This is a genomic window from Burkholderia sp. A2, from assembly GCF_001729305.1.
Lineage (GTDB): Bacteria > Pseudomonadota > Gammaproteobacteria > Burkholderiales > Burkholderiaceae > Burkholderia > Burkholderia sola.
Genome location: NZ_LZXX01000090.1, coordinates 285,260 through 304,550 on the forward strand (window position 1 = coordinate 285,260; position 19,291 = coordinate 304,550).

The following is a 19,291-nucleotide window of genomic DNA, read 5'->3' on the forward strand; positions in this document are numbered from 1 at the left end:
ATCACACGCCCGCGAGTTTCAACCGGTTCGCATGCGTGCGGATCACCGCGACCGGATCTTCCGCATACGCGCCGCGCACGCCGAGCAGCTGGTTGATCTCGTCGATGTGGTTCCACTTGTAGCTCGTGCTGAGCACCTTGCCGTACAGCGCGCTGCACTTCGATACGAGCCCGTCGTTCTGGCCCGAGCCTCGGTTGATCATCACCGTGCCCGTGCCAAGCAGCGCGAGTGTCGACAGGTCGAGCGCGTTCGCCGGATCGACGACCGGAATCGTGCTCGTGTCCGTCGCGCCCGTCACGCCGAGCACGGAAAGCGTCGGCTGGATCGCCGTGCCGGCCCACGAATACAGCAGATGCGTGTTGCCGCCGACGGTTTCGGTCGGCGCGCCGGTCTGGCAGCTTCCGGGCGCGCCGAGGCCCGCGCTCGGATAGTTCTGGTTGTAGGTGGCGGCCTGCGCGGTCGTCAGCGTCTTCAGTGACGCGAGCGCGTCCTGATTCGTGTTGTGGCTGCTGCTCGTCAGGAGCCCGAACACATTGACGAACGCGGCGATCACCGTCGACGACAATCCGGTCGGATCGTATGCGAGCACGCCCTGCACGAAGTCGGCGAACTCGGAGCCGCGATGCGGCGTGCCGATCGTCGTCACCGACGCGACGAGATCGGGTGCGACGGCCGCGACATAGCGCGACGTCAGCCCGCCCTGGCTGTGCCCGACGAGATTGACCTTGGTCGCGCCGGTCGCGGCGAGCACCGTCTTCACGTAAGCGAGCAGTTGTTCGCCGCGCCCGTTCGGGCCGTCGTCGCTCTGGAAGCCCGACAGGTTCGCGACGTAGACGGTCGCGCCATGCTGCTGCAAGTCTTCCTGGATGCCGTACCAGTAGTCGAGTACGCCCGCATACTTGTCGGTGCCGGTCAGCCCGTGCACGAGAATGATCGGATAGCGCGTCGTCGCATAGTCGTCGGCGGGCGCGGTTGCCGCCATCGCCGTGTGCGTCGTCGCGAGCGTCGTCAGCGCGGTCGTCGCCGCGAACGGCGCGACGCTCATCGCGCATGCCACTGCCCCTGCCATTACCCTTGAACGCATCGATCTGGCCATGCATGTTCTCCTGATTATTGTGCTGCCGGTGCGGATGACACCGGATCGACACGCACGCCGCATTGCGCGCACCGCGTGGGTCGAATGCGGGAGTGAAGCACGACTCGCGAACGTTTGCGCCCCGACTAGATACGGCTCTCTAATCGGTTGACGCGCGCCGCCCGTTCGGGCGGTGCGGCGTTCAGGCACGCGCATGCTGCGACGCACACGCGCGATCCGGGCTACAGCTTCGCGCTCACGCGCACCCATGCGGTACGCCCCGGCTCCATGACCGGCGCGTTCGCCGGATAGCCGAATCCGGCATTGCCGGCGAGGTTCAAATGCTCGGTGTAGGCCTTGTTCAGCACGTTATCGACGCCGACCGAGATCTGTACGGTCTTGCTGACGTTGTACTGCGTATGCAGCGACAACACGCCGAATCCGGCGCTCGGGCCGAAGTCCTTGCCGACCACGTTGCCCTCGTTCGGCGCGTAGCGATGCTGCGGCGCAACGACGCGCCACAGCCCGCCCGCCGACCATGCGCCGCGCGTGTATTCGAGCCCGATGCGCGCTTCGAGCGGCGGCATCTGCGGCAGCGGATCGCCGTTCGCCACGTTGCGCCCCCACGCATACGCGAGCGACGTCTCGACGCGCAGCGGCGCGACCGGCCGCCACGACACGCCGGCTTCGCCGCCCATGATCTGCGCGTTGACGTTGGTGGCCTGCGTGCTCGGGCCCATCATGCCGGCCGCATAGTTGAACAGGATGAAGTCCTGGACGTAGCCCGCGTACGCGGACACCCACGCATCGAACCGGTCGCTCTTGTATTGCGCGCCGACGTCGAGCTGGGTGGTCTTCTCCGGCTGCACCGCCGAGAATGCGTTGACCGAACCGGCCGGCCCGCGCGTCGCGGAAAACAGTTCCCAGTAGTCCGGATAACGCTCCGCGTGGCCGATCCCCGCGTACCACGTGACGGGCAGCGACGCGAGATCGCGCTCGTAGCGCACGAAGCCGCTCGGCAGCACCTTCGTCCGATCGTCGTCGAAAGTCGGATTCGGCTTGCTCGTCATCATCCCGCGCTTCATCGCGCGCTTGTCGCGTGCGCTCGCATAGTCGACGCGCGCGCCGCCGATCACGCGCGCGACGTCGCTCGCATACCACGTCAGCTCGCCGAACACGCCCGCGTTCCACATCGTCGCCTGCGCATCCCACGGCTGGTCGCGGTAGTTCTGCCACCCCATCGACGAACGCGAATCGAGCCGGTTCGACTGCGCATCGACACCCGTGACGAGCTTGACGTCGTCGCCGAAGCGCAACGTCGCGGCCGCACGCGCGCCGACCGTGCGGCGCCGCACGTCCGCGGCCATGCGCATCGGCATGCTGCTCGTCGGGTCGGGCTGCCGCAACGTGTAGTTGTCCATCACGTGATCGGCTTCGTTGTAGTACACGCGCGCCTCGATCCGGTCGAGCACGCCGCCCAGATGCCGCTTGTCGAACGACAGCCCGAACGTCTCGCGGCGAAAATGCGCGCCGTCCATTCCGCGGCCCGCATAGCGCGCATAGCCGTCGCCGGTGCCGGCGGTCAGCTCGACGCGCGTATGGTCGTCGGGCGTCCAGCCGAGCGCTGCATCGGCGTTCCACTTGTCCCACTGCGACGGCACGGTGTTGCCGTTGCCGTCCTGGTAGTCCTGCGAATGCGCGTGGTTCGCGGTGACGCGGCCATAGACGTCCGGCGTGCCGGCGGTCAGGTCGACGTTCTGGTCGTTGCGGCCGAACGATCCGCCGACGAGGCTGCCGTCGAAGCGCATGCCGGGTCGCTCGAAACGCGGCGTCACGCGTTCGAACAGCACGGTGCCCGCCGACGCGCCCGGACCGTACAGCACGGTCTGCGGCCCCTTCACGACGGTGACCTTGTCATAGCTTTCCGGCGCGATGTACGACGTCGGCGCATCCATCCGGTTCGGGCACGCGCCAAGCGTCGGCATCCCGTTCGCGAGGATGTTCAGCCGCGATCCGAACATCCCGCGCAGCACGGGGTCGCCGTTCGTGCCGCCGCTGCGGATCGACGTGAAGCCCGGAATCGTCTTCAGGTAATCGGCGCCGTCGCTGGCGGGCAGCGGCTGGCGCGGCGCCTTCGGATCCGTGACGACGACGAGCGGCGTCGACAGCGGCGACGCGACGACTTCGACGGGCGGCAACAGCATGGCCGCATCGCCCGTCGGCGCACCTTCAGCACGCGTGGCGTCGGCAGCGGCAGCGCTCGCGGCCAGCGCGCCGACGGCGAGCGCGGGAACGGTGAGTTTCAGCATGCGCGGCAGAGGCCGCACACCGGCTTTGCGTAGCGCCCGCGGCGCACGCAACTGGGAATTGGTCATGATCGAAAGCCCGAGTGACGCCCTCCACGCGGCCTCGACGGGCCGCACGGATAGTGGCGGTGATAAGAACGGAAGAAACGCGTCAGGCGCGCTCGGGCGGTGCGCGCGGATAGGCGCGCGGATAGTGGTCGCCGCGTGCCGCGACGGCAGGCGACGCGGCGGCGGAAACGGAAACGACGGGAATGGAGCCGACCGACACGGCGGCAGGCGCGCCGATGGCCGGGCTATGCGCGAAGAAGCCGCAGTAGCCGCATGCGTCGAGATGCAGCGCATGATCTTGCATGCCGCGCGCATCGGACGAACGATGCGCAGCATGCTCCGTACTGCAGACGATCGCCTCGGGCGTGGCCGTCTGTGCGATACGCCACTGCGACACCAGCGGCGCCGCGATCGCGATCCAGATCGCGAGCAGGCCAAGCCAGGCAGTCAGGTGACGATGTCGGTGCAGCATGTACGGCAACGAGTCAGCGGAATGTAAAAAAACAGCCGCGATGTTACAGAATGTTCAACGTGATGACCAGTGCGGACGCACGGTAAACGAACCGGGGGCGCATGGTTGTCGACACAACCATGCGCCCCCGCGTGCTGCACGTGCCGGCAGCCGGACGATCAGGGAACCATGCGCCGCAGCACGTCGTCGCGCCGGATGAAATGATGGTAGAGCGCGGCCAGCGCATGCAGGCCGATCACGAAGTAGAACGCATTGCCGATCAGCTCGTGCACCTCCTTGATCGTGGGCCGCAGCGCCTTGTCGGGGCCGAACAGCGTGAACGACACGCCGAGCCAGTCGAGCGACACCGGCTTGCCGCCCATGTTGATCGTCATGATGCCGAGCAGCGGCTGCGCGATGATGAACGCGTAAAGCGCAAAATGCGCGAGCTTCGACAGCCAGCGCAGCAGCGTCGTCTGCGGAATCGGTTCCGGCACGCGGCTGACGACGCGCCACAGCACGCGCAGCACCGACAGCACGAGGACGAACGTACCGGCCGTCAGGTGCACGTTCATCCAGAACGCCCGGCTGTCGCTGCCCTTCGGTCCGCGGATCTCGATGGCCAGGTAGGCCAGCGTGACCAGCAGGAAGATGGCCCAGTGGAAGAAGATCGCGGGCGAGCTGTAGCGCGTCTGTTTTGCGAGGATGTTTTTCATGCTTCGTCTCGTGTCGTATTCGGGAAGGGGCGCCTACTGCAAACGATCGGCGCCCGGCAAAGCTGTGGCGATTGTAGCCGCACGGGCGGCCGGTCTTGCACGGCGCGGTCAAATATCCGATGAATCGTCGGCGCGCGCCGCGCGTCGGCGCGTCCTATGGAAAATCCGCATCGCGCGCCCGGGCGGCTGTGGCACGATGAAGCTTTGGTGCGACGGCGCGCGGGCATCATGAGCAAAGCGTTCTTCGTTGCGGCCTACCGGCTGATCGCCGCATTGCTCGCGGTGTCCACCACGCTGCACAGCGTCGCCGACTACTGGCGCCTGCCAAGCTTCCATCTCGGCAACTACCTCAGCTACTTCACGCAACTGAGCAGCCTCTACGCGGCCGCGATACTGGCCGCGGGGCTGTGGCGCATCGCGCGCCCCGGCTCGGCCCGCTACGAATCGATGCGCGGCGCGGCCGTGCTGTACGTGCTGATCACCGCGATCGTTTACGAGTTGCTGCTTGCGCGGCTCGATGCGCTGCTCCACGTCACGCCGGCATTCAACAACTGGGTATTGCACCGGATCGTGCCGCTCGTGATGCTGTGCGACTGGCTGTATGTCGAACCGCGCTCGCCGATTCCGCGCCGCAGTGCGTTCGCGTGGCTCGGCTTTCCGGTCGTCTATCTCGGCTATACGCTCGTGCGCGGCGCGGTGGAGAACTGGTACCCCTACCCGTTCGTCGATCCGCGGCCGCACGGCTACCTGCCCGTCGCGATCCAGTGTTCGCTGATCGCGCTCGGCGCGGCGGCGCTCGCGTTGTGCATTTGCTGGCTCGGTAATCATGCGAGACAGTCTGGCAGCGCGACGCTTAAGGAAGGATGAAGGCGGGAAGGTGAAAGAGGCGGGAACGTGTGCGCCGGCCGGCGCACACGTGGCGATACCGACGATCAGCCGCCGTTGCGCGGCAGGAAGTTCATCGGATCGACGACCTTGCCGTTCTGGCGGACTTCGAACTCGAACGTCGAGCGACCGCTCGCGTCGATGCCCATTTCGGCGACCGGCTGGCCCTGACGCACCGCGTCGCCTTCGTTGACGAGCAGCTTGCCGTTGTGCCCGTAGGCCGTGATGAGCCCGTTGTCGTGCTTCAGGATCACGAGCGGACCGTATGCCTTGACGCCGGAGCCGGCGTACACGACGCGCCCGTTTGCCGCGGCCCGCACCGAATGGTCGGGCCCGGATGCGGCGATCACGACGCCGCGCGTCTTGCCGGCCGAGAACGGCGCCGCGACGACGCCCGTGGCCGGCCATGCGAGCGAGCCCGGCTGGGCGGCGGCCGCGGGCGGTTGCCCGTACGAGGTCGCGGCCTGCGGCGGCGCGACTCGCAGAACCTGGCCCGGCGACACGGCGTCCGTGGGCGCCATGCGGTTCCAGTTGGCGACGTCCTGCACGCGCTGCCCGTAGGCGTTCGCGATGCCCGCCAGCGTATCGCCCGGGTTCACGCGGTAATAACCGGCAATCACGCCCGGCGTCGCCGCCGACGTGGGCGCCGGCTGGCGCGTGGGCTGCCAGCTGTCGGTCCACGGCGTCATCGTGCAGCCCGCCAGCGCAATGGCCGCGGCGACGAGCGCCGCCTGCGGCAGCCAGCGCGTGAGCGCGTCGTGGATGGGAATAGTTTCTCTCAAGGGTCCTCCCGGATTTGCGTCGTTGCGCCGCCCACCGCCCCCCGGCGCGCGACGCACGATGTCCGGCCGAACGGCCGGATCAATCAGTATCCGACCGCTTTCGCGGCCGTCAGTTTCCACAGCGGAACGTGGGTGCGAAGCGCTCACCGGCCCTTTTTCGCATCGTCCCGATCGGCAAAGATACCATTTGTCGCGGTCAGGGCCCCGACAGTTGCCCGATCCGGAAACAATCTTGCGGCGTCGCGCGGGCCCCCGGCGGCCTGCGAGCCGTGTCGGGCGGGCCGCCCGGTGGCCGCTTGCGGTTTTTCGCGGAGGCGCCCCCGGCGGCTGCCGGATCGGCGGCGTCATATTGTCCGCTTCGATCGCCGCCTATACTCGGTGATGCGCAGCGCGATCCAACGACAACGAGGAGCATGACAATGAATAACGCGACGTTTCTTTCCGTGCAGCTCGACGCCGACGATTTCGCCGGTTCCAGCGGTCTGGTCGAATTGCTCAACCGGCACCTGCTGTTCGCGACCGACGTCGCCGAAGCGGCCGATGCTCTCGTCCAGCTGGCGAGCGTCACGCACCTGACCGGCGCCACGCGCCACAGCGTCGAGCTGCCGGTCCTCGCGATCGAACGGCTGCGCGACGCGCTCGACACGCTGAGCGGTTACGACGAAACGTGGCTGCAGGTGCTGGAACCGGCGGAAGCACTGTTCCGCGATATCGGGCGCGGCAGACGCCCGCTACACTGAATGCCGGCGCATTGCGCGCCGCCAATGAAAACAGCCCGTCGTTCCGTTATGCGGAACGACGGGCTGTTGTACTACAGGGGGTCGGATCGGGTCGCCAGCGCGGCCGTACCATTAACGACCCTTGTAGACCGGTGCGCCGTCAGCGATACGCTTGACTTGCCAGCCGGTCTTGGCGGCAGCCGGTACGCCCGATTCCTGGCCGGCGGCCGGTTGTGCGCCGTAGCCGGTCGTGTCGGCGGCGGCGACGTTCTGTTGCGGGTTCACACGCGCTTCAGCAGCCTGGATGCCTTCCGGGTAGTTGGTCCGGTCGCTGCCCAGCTTGTAGCCGGCCTGTTGGAGCTGGACCAGTTCGGCCTTCACCTGGGCACGGGTGACGGGCGCGTTCTGTTGGGCGAACGAGACGGCGGGGACGGCGAGGACAGCAGCAGCAGCGAACGTTGCGATCAGCGATTTCATGATTACCTCCGGGATTTTTTTGCTCCGCCGCACACACCATGTCTGCAGCGATGGAACAGAGTTTAGTCCCGGCAGCACCTAGGGAAAACCATGAAAGAACGAAAACACTGTTTCCCCGGAGCCAACAATGCTGGCATCCGGGATAGAAAAACCCTATTCAGAGAATAGATTTTCGCAACAATGCTGTCCTCGCCAGCCGGTCACGACCAGTTCGCGTGGAAGCTGCCCGGCTTGTCGGTGCGCTCGAACGTATGCGCGCCGAAGAAGTCGCGCTGCGCCTGCACAAGATTCGCCGGCAGCCGCTCGGAACGATAGCTGTCGAAGTACGCGACCGCCGATGCGAACGCCGGAACCGGCACGCCGGCCTTCACCGCGGCCACCACGACGTCGCGCAGCGCGGTCTGGTAGTTCGCGGCGATGTCCTTGAAGTACGGGTCGAGCAGCAGGTTCGCGAGCGCCGGATCCTTCGCGTATGCGTCGGTGATCTTCTGCAGGAAGCGCGCGCGGATGATGCAGCCCGCGCGGAAGATCTTCGCGATCGTCCCGAGATCGAGGTTCCAGCCGTATTCTTCCGACGCCGTGCGCAGTTGCGCGAAGCCCTGCGCGTACGAGATCACCTTGCTCAGGTACAGCGCGCGGCGCACCGCTTCGACGAACGCGGCGCGATCGCCGTCGAACGGCGCGGCGGCCGGGCCCGACAGGATCTTGCTCGCCGCGACGCGCTCGGTCTTCAGCGACGACAGCACGCGCGCGAACACCGACTCCGTGATGAGCGGCAGCGGCACGCCGAGATCCAGCGCGTTCTGGCTCGTCCATTTGCCGGTGCCCTTCTGCGCGGCGCGATCGAGGATCACGTCGACGAGGTGCTTGCCGGTCTCTTCGTCCTTCTTGCCGAAGATCTTCGACGTGATCTCGATCAGGTAGCTGTCGAGCTCGCCCTGGTTCCATTCGGTGTACACCGCGCCGAGTTCGTCGTTGGTCAGGCCCGCAACGTCCTTCAGCACCGCGTAGCTTTCGGCGATCAGCTGCATGTCGCCGTATTCGATGCCGTTGTGGACCATCTTCACGTAGTGGCCCGCTCCGTCCGGGCCCATGTACGCGACGCACGGCTCGCCGTCCGACGGCGCCTTCGCGGCGATCTGCTTGAGGATCGGCTCGACGAGATCGTACGCGTCGCGCTGGCCGCCCGGCATGATCGACGGGCCGCGCAGCGCGCCCTCTTCGCCGCCCGACACGCCGGTGCCGATGAAATGCAGGCCCGACTGCGCGAGTTCCTGGTTGCGGCGGATCGTGTCGGTAAAGTGCGTATTGCCGCCGTCGATCAGCACGTCGCCCTTTTCGAGCAGCGGCTTCAGCGATGCGATCGTCGCATCGGTGGCTTCCCCGGCCTTCACCATCATCAGGATCCGGCGCGGCGTTTCGAGCGACGCGACGAATTCCTCGAGCGTATAGGTCGGCACCAGATTGCGGCCGGGGAATTCGGCGATCAGTTCGTCGGTTTTCTCGCGACTGCGGTTGAACACCGACACCGCGTAACCGCGGCTCTCGATATTGAGTGCGAGATTGCGGCCCATCACCGCGAGCCCGATCACACCGATTGCTTGTTTGCCCATTAGTCAATTCTCCGGAAAAAACGGGGCGCGACCCGAGCCGGACCGCGCGCACAGGCGAAAGGATAGTGGAAACCCGGCGGCGCTGCCCGCTCGCGTGTCATTGCTCCGCGTGCGGCAGGCGCCGGAACGCGACGCTCAGGTTGTTCGCCGGCATCTCGACGACCTCGATGCAGTCGAGCCCGCGATCGAGCCCGAGCGCGACGACGGTCTCGAGATCGCGCACGCCCCACGACGGGTCGCGGCTGCGCAACTGGCGGTCGAAGGCTTCGTTCGACGGCGCCGTATGCCGGCCTTCGCGACGGTACGGGCCGTACAGGAACAGCACGCCGCCCGGCCGCAGCACGCGCGACGCGCCTGCGAACAGCGCTTCCGTACAGGCCCACGGCGAGATGTGGATCATGTTGATGCAGACGATCGCGTCGAGCGCCGCGACCGGCCACGGCGTGTCGCGCACGTCGAACGCCAGCGGCCCCGCGACGTTCGCGAGGCCCGCATGCGCGACCCACGCGGCGATCGAACGCCGCGCCTGCGCGTCGGGATCGCTCGGCTGCCAGTGCAGGCCCGGCAACGCCTGCGCGAAGTGAACGACGTGCTGCCCGGTGCCGCTCGCGATTTCGAGCACGCTGCCGGTCGCCGGCAGCACGCGGCGGAGCACGTCGAGGATCGGCCCGCGATTGCGTTCGGCCGCCGGCGCCGACAGCCGCGCGGACGGATCGTGAGAAGAAGCGTCGCCGGTCACGATGCACGCTCCGCCGTGTCGCTGTCGATGTTGCTTCCGAGCCCCAGCCGCGTCACGAGTGCGTCGAGCGCGGATGCACAGCGCGCCTCGACCTTCAGCGTCAGCATCGGGTCGGCGCGCGTATGGCCGAGATTGAGTGCGGCAATCGGCTTGTGCTGCGCCTGCGCCCACACGCAGAAGCGGTAGCCGGAATACACCATCAGCGACGAGCCGACGACGAGCAGCGCGTCGGCCGCTTCGAGCGCCTGCGACGCCAGCGCCACGCGCTCGCGCGGCACGTTTTCACCGAAGAACACCACCGCCGGCTTCAGCAGGCCGCCGCACGCGGGGCACGCCGGGATGCGGAACGTATCGAGCGCGGCCCATTCGAGATGCGCGTCGCCGTCCGCGGCCGGCTCGGCCTGCGCGCCCAGCAGTTCGGGATTGTCGGCTTCGAGCACGGTCTGGATCGTCGCCCGCGCATGATGCGCGCCGCAGTCGAGGCAGGTCACGCCGTTGATGCCGCCGTGCAGTTCGATCACGTCGTCGCTGCCCGCGCGCTGATGCAGGCCGTCGACGTTCTGCGTGACGAGACGCTCGATCCGGCCCGCGCCGCCGAGCCGCGCCAGCGCGACGTGCGACCCGTTCGGCCGCGCGCGGCCGACCACGGGCCAGCCGATCATGCTGCGCGCCCAGTAGCGGCGCCGCGCGGCATCGGAGCCGAGGAATTCGTTGAGCTGGATCGGCGGCGAGCGCATCCATTGGCCGTTGCGGTCGCGGTAGCCGGGAATGCCGGAATCGGTGCTGATGCCCGCGCCGGTCAGCACGAGCAGGCGCGGATGACGCTCGACGAACGTCTGCAGCGCATCGAGCGCAGCCGGATCGACGTCGGCGAGGGAGGGGTCGGGCAAGGCTTTGTCGTTCATGTTGGCAACGTGATCGGGCGCGCCGGCAGGCCGTGCGCCCGCACGGGCGGCCACGCGCGCCAGCACATGATACAGAACGCCGTGCAATCGGGCGGGCTGCCGCGGCACGCAACAGGACGCAAAAAGACGCCCATCGCCGCTCGGCGACGGGCGCTCCAACAATTGATCCATCGGGGTAGTGGATCAACTGACAGCACAATGTTGCGACGCCCGTCGTACCGCGATCGACGGACGCTCCCCCGGACTTCGCGTGTTCCGCACTGCCGCGCACATCGGCGCGTCATCGGCTTTCCAGACCCGATCCTGTTCGTCGCGCTCGTCACGCCGCCGTCATGCGCGGCGTGCAAGCGCATTCGCCGCGCGACGGTGTGCGTTGCGCCATGGCATGACGATTCGGGATCCGGGCCGCGGCCATCCGCCCGCGTTCGCGGTTCATCCCGGACGGCCGACCGGCGTTGGTCGGACGCGTGCGTCACGCTTGCACGCCGTCGTTCAGAACGAACCCGATTGTTCGGATGGAACGGAAAGCCGCTCGCTCACGTCGCCGCGATCAACGGCGAAGCGAATACCCTGGCAGGTCGGCGATTCATGCTTGCAACACGGCATGTTGCGTTTCGGTCTTTTTTCATTCTCTTGTCCCCGTCTTCGATACATCCGACCCACTGAAGCGATTGCCGGGCTGACTGCACCTGCGATCGCGCTCACGGCCCATACAACCATGCAAGGAGCGCACCATGCTTCATGCCGCAAGGCCGCGCGGGCATATCCGGGGCCGCGGGCAGGCATCGCGCCCCGTCAGAAAGCGCGAATGTTTCGAAACTGAAACGCACCGCCGGCGTCGCCGGTATCGTCCGGTCGCCGCCTTGCCGCGCGGGCAGGCGCCTTGCAATCCCCCCACGATTGGCGTCGCACGCGCACGGACTTGCCCTTTCCCGCGGCGCGCCACCGCCCGACCGGTACCCGCACTCGCCGCATGTCCGACACGAGGCACGGGCTGGATATCGACTACCGCACGCTGTTCCACGGCACCGATCGCGACAACCGCGCGTCGCAATGCGCGGCGTTCCGCCCTGGGGCGCGCGTTGCGGCGCGGGTAGCGCGGGTTTGCGCCGTCCCGCTCGCGCATCGCGCAAACACGCTAGCATTCGGACACGGAGCGCCGCACGCTTGCGCTGCCTCGCCGCCAAGGATCCACCATGACCCCACCCGCTTCCGCCCATCCCGACGTCGCGCATCGCGTCTTCTCGGCCGGGCGGCTGTCGATCGGCCTCACGCTTCCGCTGCTTCGCGGCGGCCACGTCGTCGCGGACTTCAACGAGCAGTTCGAACTCGCCGCGCTGGCCGATTCGCTCGGCTTTCGCGCGCTGTGGATTCGCGACGTGCCGCTGAACAGCGCCGATTATCCGGACCCGGTCGGCCACCTCGACCCGTGGGTACTGCTCGGCGCACTCGCGTCGCGCACCCGCCGGATCGCGCTCGCCAGCGGCGCGATCGTGCTGCCGCTGCGTCATCCGCTGCACATCGCGAAAGGCGCGCTGTCGGTCGCGACGCTGTCGGGCGGGCGCTTCATCCTCGGGCTCGGCTCCGGCGACCGGCCGCCCGAATATGCGGCGTTCGGCGTCGACGCGGAAACGCGGCGCGACCGCTATCGCGCGCACTGGGACGTCGTCGCGGCCGCGCTCGGCGTGCCGTCGCGCGTGCTGCCCGACCAGACGCCACCCGATGCGCCCGCATTCACGCTGCTGCCGCGCGACGGCGACGCGGTGCCGATGCTGGCGGTCGGCTCGGGCGGACAGAGCGTCGACTGGATCGCCCGTCATTCGATCGGCTGGATGACGTATCACCGCGATCCGGATACGCAGCGCGCCCGCTATTCGATGTGGCGCGCGGCGGTCGACCGGCTCGCATCGCCGGCATTTCGCGCGTTCGGCGTAGCGATGCGGCTCGATCTCGCCGCGCATCCGGATACGCCCGCCACCGCGCTGCCGCTCGGTTATGCAACCGGGCGCCGCGCGTTGGTCGACATTCTGCAGGACATGCAGGCGGCCGGGACGCACCATGTCGCGCTGAACCCGGGATCGGACCGGCCGGTGCGCGACGTCATCGAGGAAATCGCCGAACATGTGTTGCCGGTCTTTCACGACGAGCAAGCGTGATTCGTCAGGAATCCCGATCCATACGATGCGATTCAAGCACCGATCGGGGCCGGACGAACACTCACGCAGCGGCGCATCGCTGACCGGAACCGGCAAACGCGTGTTACAGACGCCTTACGACCGGACAAACAGGACGTTCCCGCGATGTCGGACGGCCGACGGCCTGTATCCGGCGCCTTCATGCCCGATTCAAATCGTCGGCGACGGAACTATTCGGTTTCGATCGCGATCATGTTAACTTCCGTCCATCGTTCAGCCTGGCGGGCCGCGTGACGAGACGCACCCGCATGCCCACTCCATGCGACATATCCTCCTCGGCTGGCTGCTCGCCGCCGTCGTCTCGGCCGCCCACGCGGCCGCTCCCGCACCGGCCGCCGCGTCGGCCGCCTCCGGCGCCGCGCCCGCGCTGACGCCACAAGAGGCGCGGCAGGCACTGAATGTGCTCGAAAACCCGCGCGAGCGTGCACAGGTCGAAACGACGCTGCGCGCGATCGCGGCCGTCGGCGCGTTGAGCGCGCCCGCCGTGCCGGCAAGCGCAGCGCCCGCGGCCAGCGGCGCATCGGCTGCCGCGGCGCCGGCCGCGCTCACGTCGAACGGGCTCGCATCGATGCTCGTCCGCCAGGGATCGCGCTGGGCCGCGCAGATCGGCCACGCGCTGCAGGAATCGCTGCGCTCGCTGCTCGATATCGGTTCGGTGGGAAGCTGGTGGCACGACACGCTCGTGCGCGCCGACGAGCGTGCGAATCTGACTCGCACGCTCGGCATCCTCCTCGCGGTGCTGCTGCCTGCGCTCGTCGTCGAATGGCTCGCGAAGCGGCTGCTGCGACGCGCACTGGCCGCGGTGGCCGCGCGCCGCGCCGTGCCCGAGTCCGCCGCATCCGACGGCGACCACGCGCCGCCGCCCGATCCTTCCCCTCCGCCCGACGCCGCAGCCGCGGACACGGCAGACACGGCCCCGTCGCCCTCGCAAAGCCAAGGCCACGCACGCCGGCACACCACGCTGCTGCACCGGATGCCGCGCGCACTCGTCAGTCTCGCGCTGCGCGCGGTGCCGCTGCTCGTGTTCGTCGGCGTCGCGAGCCTGACGATGTCGTTGCTCGTCGAAGCCGACACGCCGATCGAGTCCGCGCTCGAAGCGTTGATCGACACCTACGTGATCTGCCGGCTCGTCACGATCGTCAGCCGGCTGTTCTTCCAGCCCGACGCGCGGCAGCTGCGGCTGCTGCATATCAGCGACGCATGGGCCGCGTTCGCGCAACGCTCGATCGCGCGGATCGTGATCGTGGTCGGCGCATGCACGGCGGCCGTCGAGATCGCCGCGAACTTCGGCCTGACCGAAGCCGGCCATGTCGCGCTGCTGAAGGCCGTCGCGCTCGTCGGGCACGTGATGATCTCGGTGTTGATCCTGCAGTGCCGCCGGCCGGTCGCGGCACGCATCCGTGCCGCCGGCGCGGATCGTCCGACCTTCACCGTCGTCGGCAACGCGCTCGCGGACGCGTGGGCGCCCGTGTCGGTCTTCATCGTGATGGCGCTGTGGTTCGTGTGGGCGCTCGACGTCCACAACGGCTACCGCGTGCTGATCGCGCTCGGCGGCCGCTCGATCGCCGTGATGATCGCGATGCGGATGGTGTCGATCGTCGTGTTCGGCGCGCTCGCGCGGCTGTTCCAGCGCCGCGAGGACGACCGCACGCTCGTTCATCTGCACGCGTACCGCTACTACCCGCTGCTGCGCCAGATCGTGTCTGGCGCGATCGGCGTCGTGACGGTCGTGCTGCTGCTGCAGATCTGGGGCGTGCCGATCTTCCGCGCATTCGGGACGGGCACGATCGGCCATCGGCTCGCGTCCGCGCTGGTGACGATCGCGATCGCGGCGATCGTCGCGCTCGTCGTGTGGGAAGCAGCCAACATCGCGATCGAGCGCCGGCTGCAACGCTGGACGCGCGAAGGCAACCTGGTGCGCGCCGCGCGGCTGCGCACGCTGCTGCCGATGCTGCGCTCGCTGCTGTTCGTGATGATCGCGCTCGTCGTCGTGCTGACGGGCCTCAGCGAACTCGGCGTGAACGTCGGCCCGCTGCTGGCCGGCGCCAGCATCTTCGGCGTCGCGCTCGGTTTCGGCTCGCAGAAGCTCGTGCAGGACTTCATCACCGGGATCTTCCTGCTGATGGAAAACGCGATGCAGGTCGGCGACTGGGTCACGCTCGCCGGCGTGTCGGGGACGGTCGAATACCTGTCGATCCGCACCGTTCGGCTGCGAGCGGGCGACGGGTCGCTGTACACGATCCCGTTCAGCTCGGTGACGACCGTCAACAACACGAATCGCGGGCTCGGCAATGCGGCCGTCAAGGTCAGCATCGCGTATGGCGAGGACATCGAGCGCGCGATCGCGACGCTGAAGGAAATCGGCGCCGCGTTGCGCGACGATCCGAAGTACCACGACGGCATCCTGTCGGACTTCAGCTACTGGGGCATCGACCAGGTCGACGGCGCGGCGCTCGCACTGGCCGGACAGATCCAGTGCACGGATTCGGCGCGCTGGAGCGTGCAGCGGGAATTCAACCGGCGGATCGCGGAGACGTTCCGCGAACGCGGGATCCGGATCGCCAATCCGCAGCGCAGCGTCGTCGCCTATGCGGACGGATCGCGGCCGGTCGACAACGATGAAGACGGCCCGCGCCCCGACCCGCGGAATACCGCCGAGATGGCAGCCCGGCCGCCGTCGCCCGACGCAGCGGAGCGCAAGCCGGGTTGATCGCGATCGCCCGGGGCCGGTGACCGGCGGCGCTCAACGCGCGGCGGGCTTCTTCACGCGCGCCGTGCTTTTCGCGGCGGGCGGTGCGGCCCCCGGCTTCGCCGCACGTCGTTTCGTCGCGGCACCCTGCCCGCGCTTCGCAGCGGTTTCCGGACCGGCGGCACCCGCATCGCGCTGCGCATGCCATTGTTCGAGCAGCACGCGCGTCTGGTCCGCAATCGTATCGGTCACCAGCGCCGCGCGTTCGCCCTCGAACGCGTCCCATTCGAGCAACTGCAGCGCCGAGCGCTGCGCGATGTGGAACACCGTGATCTGCCCGAACAGGCTCAGCGCGCGCAACCGCGTGACGGGGTCGTCGGCCGGCCGCCCGGAAATGCGGCCGATCAACTCGGCGCTCACGTCGTTCAGCGGCTTGCGCATGCGCTTCATCAGGATTTCGCTCGCGCTCGCCGGCTCCTGGCCGCCCTGCTCGCGCGCGAAGAACATCCGCTGGTTCATCGTCTTCGGCGCGGTGAACATCCGGTCCGACAGCGCCCGCAGCAGCCCGATGAACGCATCGATCAGCGCATCCACGCTCGCATGGGCGTCGAGCATCGCCCGCGCATGGCCGACCGCCGGCGCGAACACCTGCCAGCCGTGCTCGGCGATCGTCTCGACGCATGCGCGGTACACGCCTTCCTTGTTCTCGAAGTAGTACTGGAGCGCCGGCGCGTTCACGCCCGCCATCGCGGCGATCTCGCGCGTCGACGCGCCCGCGAACCCGCGTTCGCCGAACAGTTCGATCGCCGCCTCGATGATCCGCTGGCGCGTTTCGTCGCCGCGCGCGTAGCCGCCCGCCGACGTGCGGCGCAGCTTCTTCGCTTCGTTCATGGCTTCCTCGTCATTCGCTCGGTCGACATTCTACTTGACACAATTTTATCAACTGGAATAATTCTTCCACTTGGAATAAATTGGATCCCGCATGTCGACGCCACAAGACCCGCCACAGAAAGCAGATCGTCAGGAAAACGGAACGATGCCGCGCAACGGCGGAACGAGGCGGCGCATCCTGCTCGCGGTCGCCGTGCTCGCGGCCGTCGGCGGCGCGGTGTGGCTCGGCCGCTGGTGGACGGTCGGCCGCTTCATCGAAAGCACCAACGATGCGTATCTGCAGGCGGACAGCATGACCGCCGCGCCGAAGGTCGCCGGCTACGTGACCGACGTCTACGTGCGCGACAACCAGCCCGTCAAGGCCGGCGATCCGCTCGTTCGGCTCGATGTCCGCCAGTACCAGGTGGCGCTCGCGCAAGCGCAGGCGACCGTCGACGCCCGTCGCGCCGATATCGCGCGCGCCGAAGCCGACATCAGCCAGCAGCGCGCGAATCTCGAACAAGCCGACGCGCAGGCGAAGGTATCGCGCATCAACGCACAGCACGCGAGCGACGAGTACGCGCGCTATGCGCCGCTCGCGGCGACCGGCGCCGAAACGCACGAACGCGTGGCCGACCTGAAGAGCACGCGCGACCAGGCGGCGGCGACGCTCGCCGCGAACAACGCGTCGATCGCCGCCGCCCGCACGCAGATCGCGTCGTTCACCGCGCAACTCCAGCAGGCGCGCGCGCAGCTCGAGGCCGCGCAGGCCAGCGCCGCGCAGGCGCAACTCGACCTCGACAACACGATCGTGCGCAGCACGCTCGCGGGCCGGGTCGGCGATCGCACGGTGCGCGTCGGGCAATACGTGCAGCCCGGCACGCGCCTGCTGACCGTCGTGCCGGTCGATTCGATCTATCTCGTCGCGAATTTCAAGGAAACGCAGATCGGCAACATGCGCATCGGCCAACCCGTCGAGTTGCATGTCGACGCGCTGCCGGACGGCCCGCTGTCCGGCGTCGTCGACAGCTTCGCGCCCGGCACCGGCGCGCAGTTCGCGCTGCTGCCGCCCGAGAACGCGACCGGCAACTTCACGAAGATCGTCCAGCGCGTGCCGGTGCGCATCCGCCTGGCCGCGAACGCCCGCGCGCAACGCATGCTGTTGCCCGGGCTGTCGGTGACGGTCGACGTCGATACGCGCTCGGCGCGCAACGAGCAGCATCATGGCTGATACGCCCGCCACGATCCCCATGCCGCCGCACGAAGGCCGCGCGAGCGTGACCGACTGGATCGCGGTCGCGGCCGGCGCGCTCGGCGCACTGATGGCGACGCTCGACATCTCGATCACGAATTCCGCGCTGCCGCAGATCCAGGGCGAAATCGGCGCGACCGGCACCGAAGGCACGTGGATCTCGACCGGCTACCTGATGTCGGAAATCGTGATGATCCCGCTTGCGGCCTGGCTCACACGCGTGTTCGGGCTACGCAATTTCCTGCTGACGAACTCCGCGCTGTTCATCGCGTTCTCGATGATGTGCGGCTGGTCGCATTCGCTGCCGATGATGATCGCCGGCCGGATCGGCCAGGGCTTCACCGGCGGCGCGCTGATCCCGACCGCGCAGACGATCATCCGCACGCGCCTGCCGCTGTCGCAGTTGCCGGTCGGGATGACGCTGTTCGGCCTGATCGTGCTGCTCGGGCCGCTGTTCGGCCCGGTGCTCGGCGGCTGGCTCGCGGAAAACGTGAACTGGAGCTGGTGCTTCTTCCTGAACCTGCCCGTGTGCCTGCTGCTGATGGCGCTGCTCGTGTTCGGCCTGCCGTCGGACCGCCCGCAATGGAGTGCGTTCTTCAACGCGGACTGGCTCGGCATCATCGGCCTCGCGATCGGCCTGAGCTCGCTGACCGTCGTGCTCGAGGAGGGCCAGCGCGAACGCTGGTTCGAATCGCAGATGATCGTCACGCTGAGCGTCGTGTCGTTCGTCGGGATGGTCCTGATCGCGCTGTCGCAGCGCTTCGCCAAGCGGCCGATCATGCGGCTGTCGCTGATGCGCAACCCGCGCTACGCGAGCGTGATCGTGATCGTGTCCGCGGTCGGCGCCGGGCTGTACGGCGTGTCCTACCTGCTGCCGCAGTTCCTCGCGATCGTCGCCGGCTACAACGCGGAACAGGCCGGCGCGATCATGCTGCTGTCGGGGCTCCCGGCCTTTCTCGTGATGCCGATCCTGCCGCGCCTGCTCGGCAAGGTCGATTTCCGCATCCTCGTGATCACGGGGCTGCTGCTGTTCTGCCTGAGTTGCATGCTCGACATCAGCCTGACCGCGCAGAGCGTGGGTCACGATTTCGTGTGGTCGCAACTGATTCGCGGCCTCGCGCAGATGCTCGCGATGATGCCGCTCAACCAGGCGTCGATGGCGGCCGTCGCGCGCGAAGACTCGGGCGATGCGGCCGGGCTCTACAACATGGCGCGCAATCTCGGCGGCTCGATCGGGCTTGCGATCATCGGCACCGTGATCGACCGGCGCACGACCTTCCATACGGCCGCGCTGCGCGAATCGGTGACCGCGAACTCGCTGATCGGCCAGGATCGACTGTCGGCCTATGCGGCCAACTGGTTCGCGCACACCGGCGATCTCGCGTATTCGAACATGCGCGCGCTCGGCCAGCTCGCGCGGCAGATCCAGATCCAGGCCGTCGTCATGACCTACTCCGAAACCTTCTATCTGCTCGGCCTCGCGCTGCTCGCCTGCGTGCCGCTCGCGCTGCTGCTGAGAACGCCGCCGCGCGGCCCGCAACCGATGTCGTCCGGCCATTGACCCGTCAT

Annotated in this window: 16 protein-coding genes; 6 read left to right on the top strand and 10 right to left on the bottom strand. The window is 68.1% G+C overall.

The features are described from left to right. Position 1: 1 nt before the first annotated feature. The 4 genes from A9Z05_RS13320 to A9Z05_RS13335 all read right to left on the bottom strand — a co-directional run bounded on the left by A9Z05_RS13320 (position 2) and on the right by A9Z05_RS13335 (position 4,596). The gene (locus A9Z05_RS13320; RefSeq protein ID WP_069618482.1) at positions 2-1,096 is read right to left on the bottom strand and encodes an alpha/beta hydrolase; all 1,095 of its coding nucleotides are present in this window, start codon (positions 1,094-1,096) and stop codon (positions 2-4) included. A gap of 221 nt (positions 1,097-1,317) precedes the next feature. Further along, the gene (locus A9Z05_RS13325) at positions 1,318-3,450 is read right to left on the bottom strand and encodes a TonB-dependent copper receptor (protein WP_069618483.1); all 2,133 of its coding nucleotides are present in this window, start codon (positions 3,448-3,450) and stop codon (positions 1,318-1,320) included. A gap of 82 nt (positions 3,451-3,532) precedes the next feature. Then, positions 3,533-3,901 (bottom strand): DUF2946 domain-containing protein, encoded by a 369-nt coding sequence (locus A9Z05_RS13330; protein ID WP_069618666.1) that lies wholly within the window; start codon positions 3,899-3,901, stop codon positions 3,533-3,535. Between the two features lie 158 nt (positions 3,902-4,059). After that, positions 4,060-4,596, bottom strand: coding sequence for a cytochrome b (locus tag A9Z05_RS13335; protein WP_069618484.1), 537 nt, complete (start codon positions 4,594-4,596; stop codon positions 4,060-4,062). Between the two features lie 228 nt (positions 4,597-4,824). Between A9Z05_RS13335 and A9Z05_RS13340 the strand changes: the two genes are divergently transcribed. After that, complete coding sequence (locus tag A9Z05_RS13340; RefSeq protein ID WP_069618667.1) at positions 4,825-5,463, top strand: Pr6Pr family membrane protein; 639 nt, start codon at positions 4,825-4,827, stop codon at positions 5,461-5,463. A gap of 65 nt (positions 5,464-5,528) precedes the next feature. Here A9Z05_RS13340 and A9Z05_RS13345 read toward each other — a convergent pair whose 3' ends face one another. Then, on the bottom strand, positions 5,529-6,263 hold the full coding sequence (locus A9Z05_RS13345) for a M23 family metallopeptidase (RefSeq protein WP_069618485.1): 735 nt from the start codon (positions 6,261-6,263) through the stop codon (positions 5,529-5,531). A 419-nt stretch (positions 6,264-6,682) separates the two neighbouring features. Here A9Z05_RS13345 and A9Z05_RS13350 point away from each other — a divergent pair, with 419 nt between their 5' ends. Then, positions 6,683-7,003, top strand: a complete 321-nt coding sequence (locus A9Z05_RS13350; protein WP_011694691.1) for a hypothetical protein — start codon at positions 6,683-6,685, stop codon at positions 7,001-7,003. A gap of 111 nt (positions 7,004-7,114) precedes the next feature. On the opposite strand, the gene A9Z05_RS13355 is transcribed toward A9Z05_RS13350, so the two are convergent. From A9Z05_RS13355 to A9Z05_RS13370, 4 genes are all read right to left on the bottom strand, one after another. Then, positions 7,115-7,459 (bottom strand): DUF4148 domain-containing protein, encoded by a 345-nt coding sequence (locus tag A9Z05_RS13355; protein WP_069618486.1) that lies wholly within the window; start codon positions 7,457-7,459, stop codon positions 7,115-7,117. A gap of 200 nt (positions 7,460-7,659) precedes the next feature. Continuing rightward, positions 7,660-9,072, bottom strand: coding sequence for an NADP-dependent phosphogluconate dehydrogenase (gene gndA, locus A9Z05_RS13360; RefSeq protein WP_069618487.1), 1,413 nt, complete (start codon positions 9,070-9,072; stop codon positions 7,660-7,662). A gap of 97 nt (positions 9,073-9,169) precedes the next feature. Next, positions 9,170-9,811, bottom strand: a complete 642-nt coding sequence (locus A9Z05_RS13365) for a DUF938 domain-containing protein (protein WP_069618488.1) — start codon at positions 9,809-9,811, stop codon at positions 9,170-9,172. Then, positions 9,808-10,716 carry an NAD-dependent protein deacetylase gene (locus A9Z05_RS13370; protein WP_069618489.1) on the bottom strand — a complete coding sequence of 303 codons (909 nt, stop codon included), beginning with the start codon at positions 10,714-10,716 and terminating at the stop codon, positions 9,808-9,810. Before A9Z05_RS13370 ends, A9Z05_RS13365 begins: the two co-directional genes overlap by 4 nt. A 1,196-nt stretch (positions 10,717-11,912) precedes the next feature. On the opposite strand from A9Z05_RS13370, the gene A9Z05_RS13375 reads away from it, so the two are divergent. Beyond that, positions 11,913-12,872, top strand: a complete 960-nt coding sequence (locus A9Z05_RS13375; protein WP_069618490.1) for an LLM class oxidoreductase — start codon at positions 11,913-11,915, stop codon at positions 12,870-12,872. A gap of 298 nt (positions 12,873-13,170) precedes the next feature. After that, the gene (locus A9Z05_RS13380; protein ID WP_069618491.1) at positions 13,171-15,621 is read left to right on the top strand and encodes a mechanosensitive ion channel family protein; all 2,451 of its coding nucleotides are present in this window, start codon (positions 13,171-13,173) and stop codon (positions 15,619-15,621) included. Between the two features lie 33 nt (positions 15,622-15,654). Here A9Z05_RS13380 and A9Z05_RS13385 read toward each other — a convergent pair whose 3' ends face one another. Continuing rightward, a complete protein-coding gene (locus tag A9Z05_RS13385) occupies positions 15,655-16,491 on the bottom strand; it encodes a CerR family C-terminal domain-containing protein (RefSeq protein WP_069618492.1) in 837 nt (278 codons plus the stop codon). Positions 16,492-16,582: 91 nt separating this feature from the next. On the opposite strand from A9Z05_RS13385, the gene A9Z05_RS13390 reads away from it, so the two are divergent. Together A9Z05_RS13390 and A9Z05_RS13395 are read left to right on the top strand one after the other, a co-directional pair. Next, complete coding sequence (locus A9Z05_RS13390; protein WP_069618493.1) at positions 16,583-17,701, top strand: HlyD family secretion protein; 1,119 nt, start codon at positions 16,583-16,585, stop codon at positions 17,699-17,701. Then, entirely contained in the window at positions 17,694-19,283 is a 1,590-nt protein-coding gene (locus A9Z05_RS13395; RefSeq protein WP_069618494.1) for an MDR family MFS transporter, read from the top strand. The genes A9Z05_RS13390 and A9Z05_RS13395 overlap by 8 nt, the downstream gene beginning before the upstream one ends. Positions 19,284-19,291: the final 8 nt, after the last annotated feature.

Coding starts and splice junctions, on each gene's coding strand:
- A9Z05_RS13320 (WP_069618482.1), bottom strand. CDS start 1,096: ATGGCCAGATCGATGCGTTCAAGGGTAATGGCAGGGGCAGTGGCATGC.
- A9Z05_RS13325 (WP_069618483.1), bottom strand. CDS start 3,450: ATGACCAATTCCCAGTTGCGTGCGCCGCGGGCGCTACGCAAAGCCGGT.
- A9Z05_RS13330 (WP_069618666.1), bottom strand. CDS start 3,901: ATGCTGCACCGACATCGTCACCTGACTGCCTGGCTTGGCCTGCTCGCG.
- A9Z05_RS13335 (WP_069618484.1), bottom strand. CDS start 4,596: ATGAAAAACATCCTCGCAAAACAGACGCGCTACAGCTCGCCCGCGATC.
- A9Z05_RS13340 (WP_069618667.1), top strand. CDS start 4,825: ATGAGCAAAGCGTTCTTCGTTGCGGCCTACCGGCTGATCGCCGCATTG.
- A9Z05_RS13350 (WP_011694691.1), top strand. CDS start 6,683: ATGAATAACGCGACGTTTCTTTCCGTGCAGCTCGACGCCGACGATTTC.
- A9Z05_RS13355 (WP_069618486.1), bottom strand. CDS start 7,459: ATGAAATCGCTGATCGCAACGTTCGCTGCTGCTGCTGTCCTCGCCGTC.
- gndA (WP_069618487.1), bottom strand. CDS start 9,072: ATGGGCAAACAAGCAATCGGTGTGATCGGGCTCGCGGTGATGGGCCGC.
- A9Z05_RS13370 (WP_069618489.1), bottom strand. CDS start 10,716: ATGAACGACAAAGCCTTGCCCGACCCCTCCCTCGCCGACGTCGATCCG.
- A9Z05_RS13375 (WP_069618490.1), top strand. CDS start 11,913: ATGACCCCACCCGCTTCCGCCCATCCCGACGTCGCGCATCGCGTCTTC.
- A9Z05_RS13380 (WP_069618491.1), top strand. CDS start 13,171: ATGCGACATATCCTCCTCGGCTGGCTGCTCGCCGCCGTCGTCTCGGCC.
- A9Z05_RS13385 (WP_069618492.1), bottom strand. CDS start 16,491: ATGAACGAAGCGAAGAAGCTGCGCCGCACGTCGGCGGGCGGCTACGCG.
- A9Z05_RS13390 (WP_069618493.1), top strand. CDS start 16,583: ATGTCGACGCCACAAGACCCGCCACAGAAAGCAGATCGTCAGGAAAAC.
- A9Z05_RS13395 (WP_069618494.1), top strand. CDS start 17,694: ATGGCTGATACGCCCGCCACGATCCCCATGCCGCCGCACGAAGGCCGC.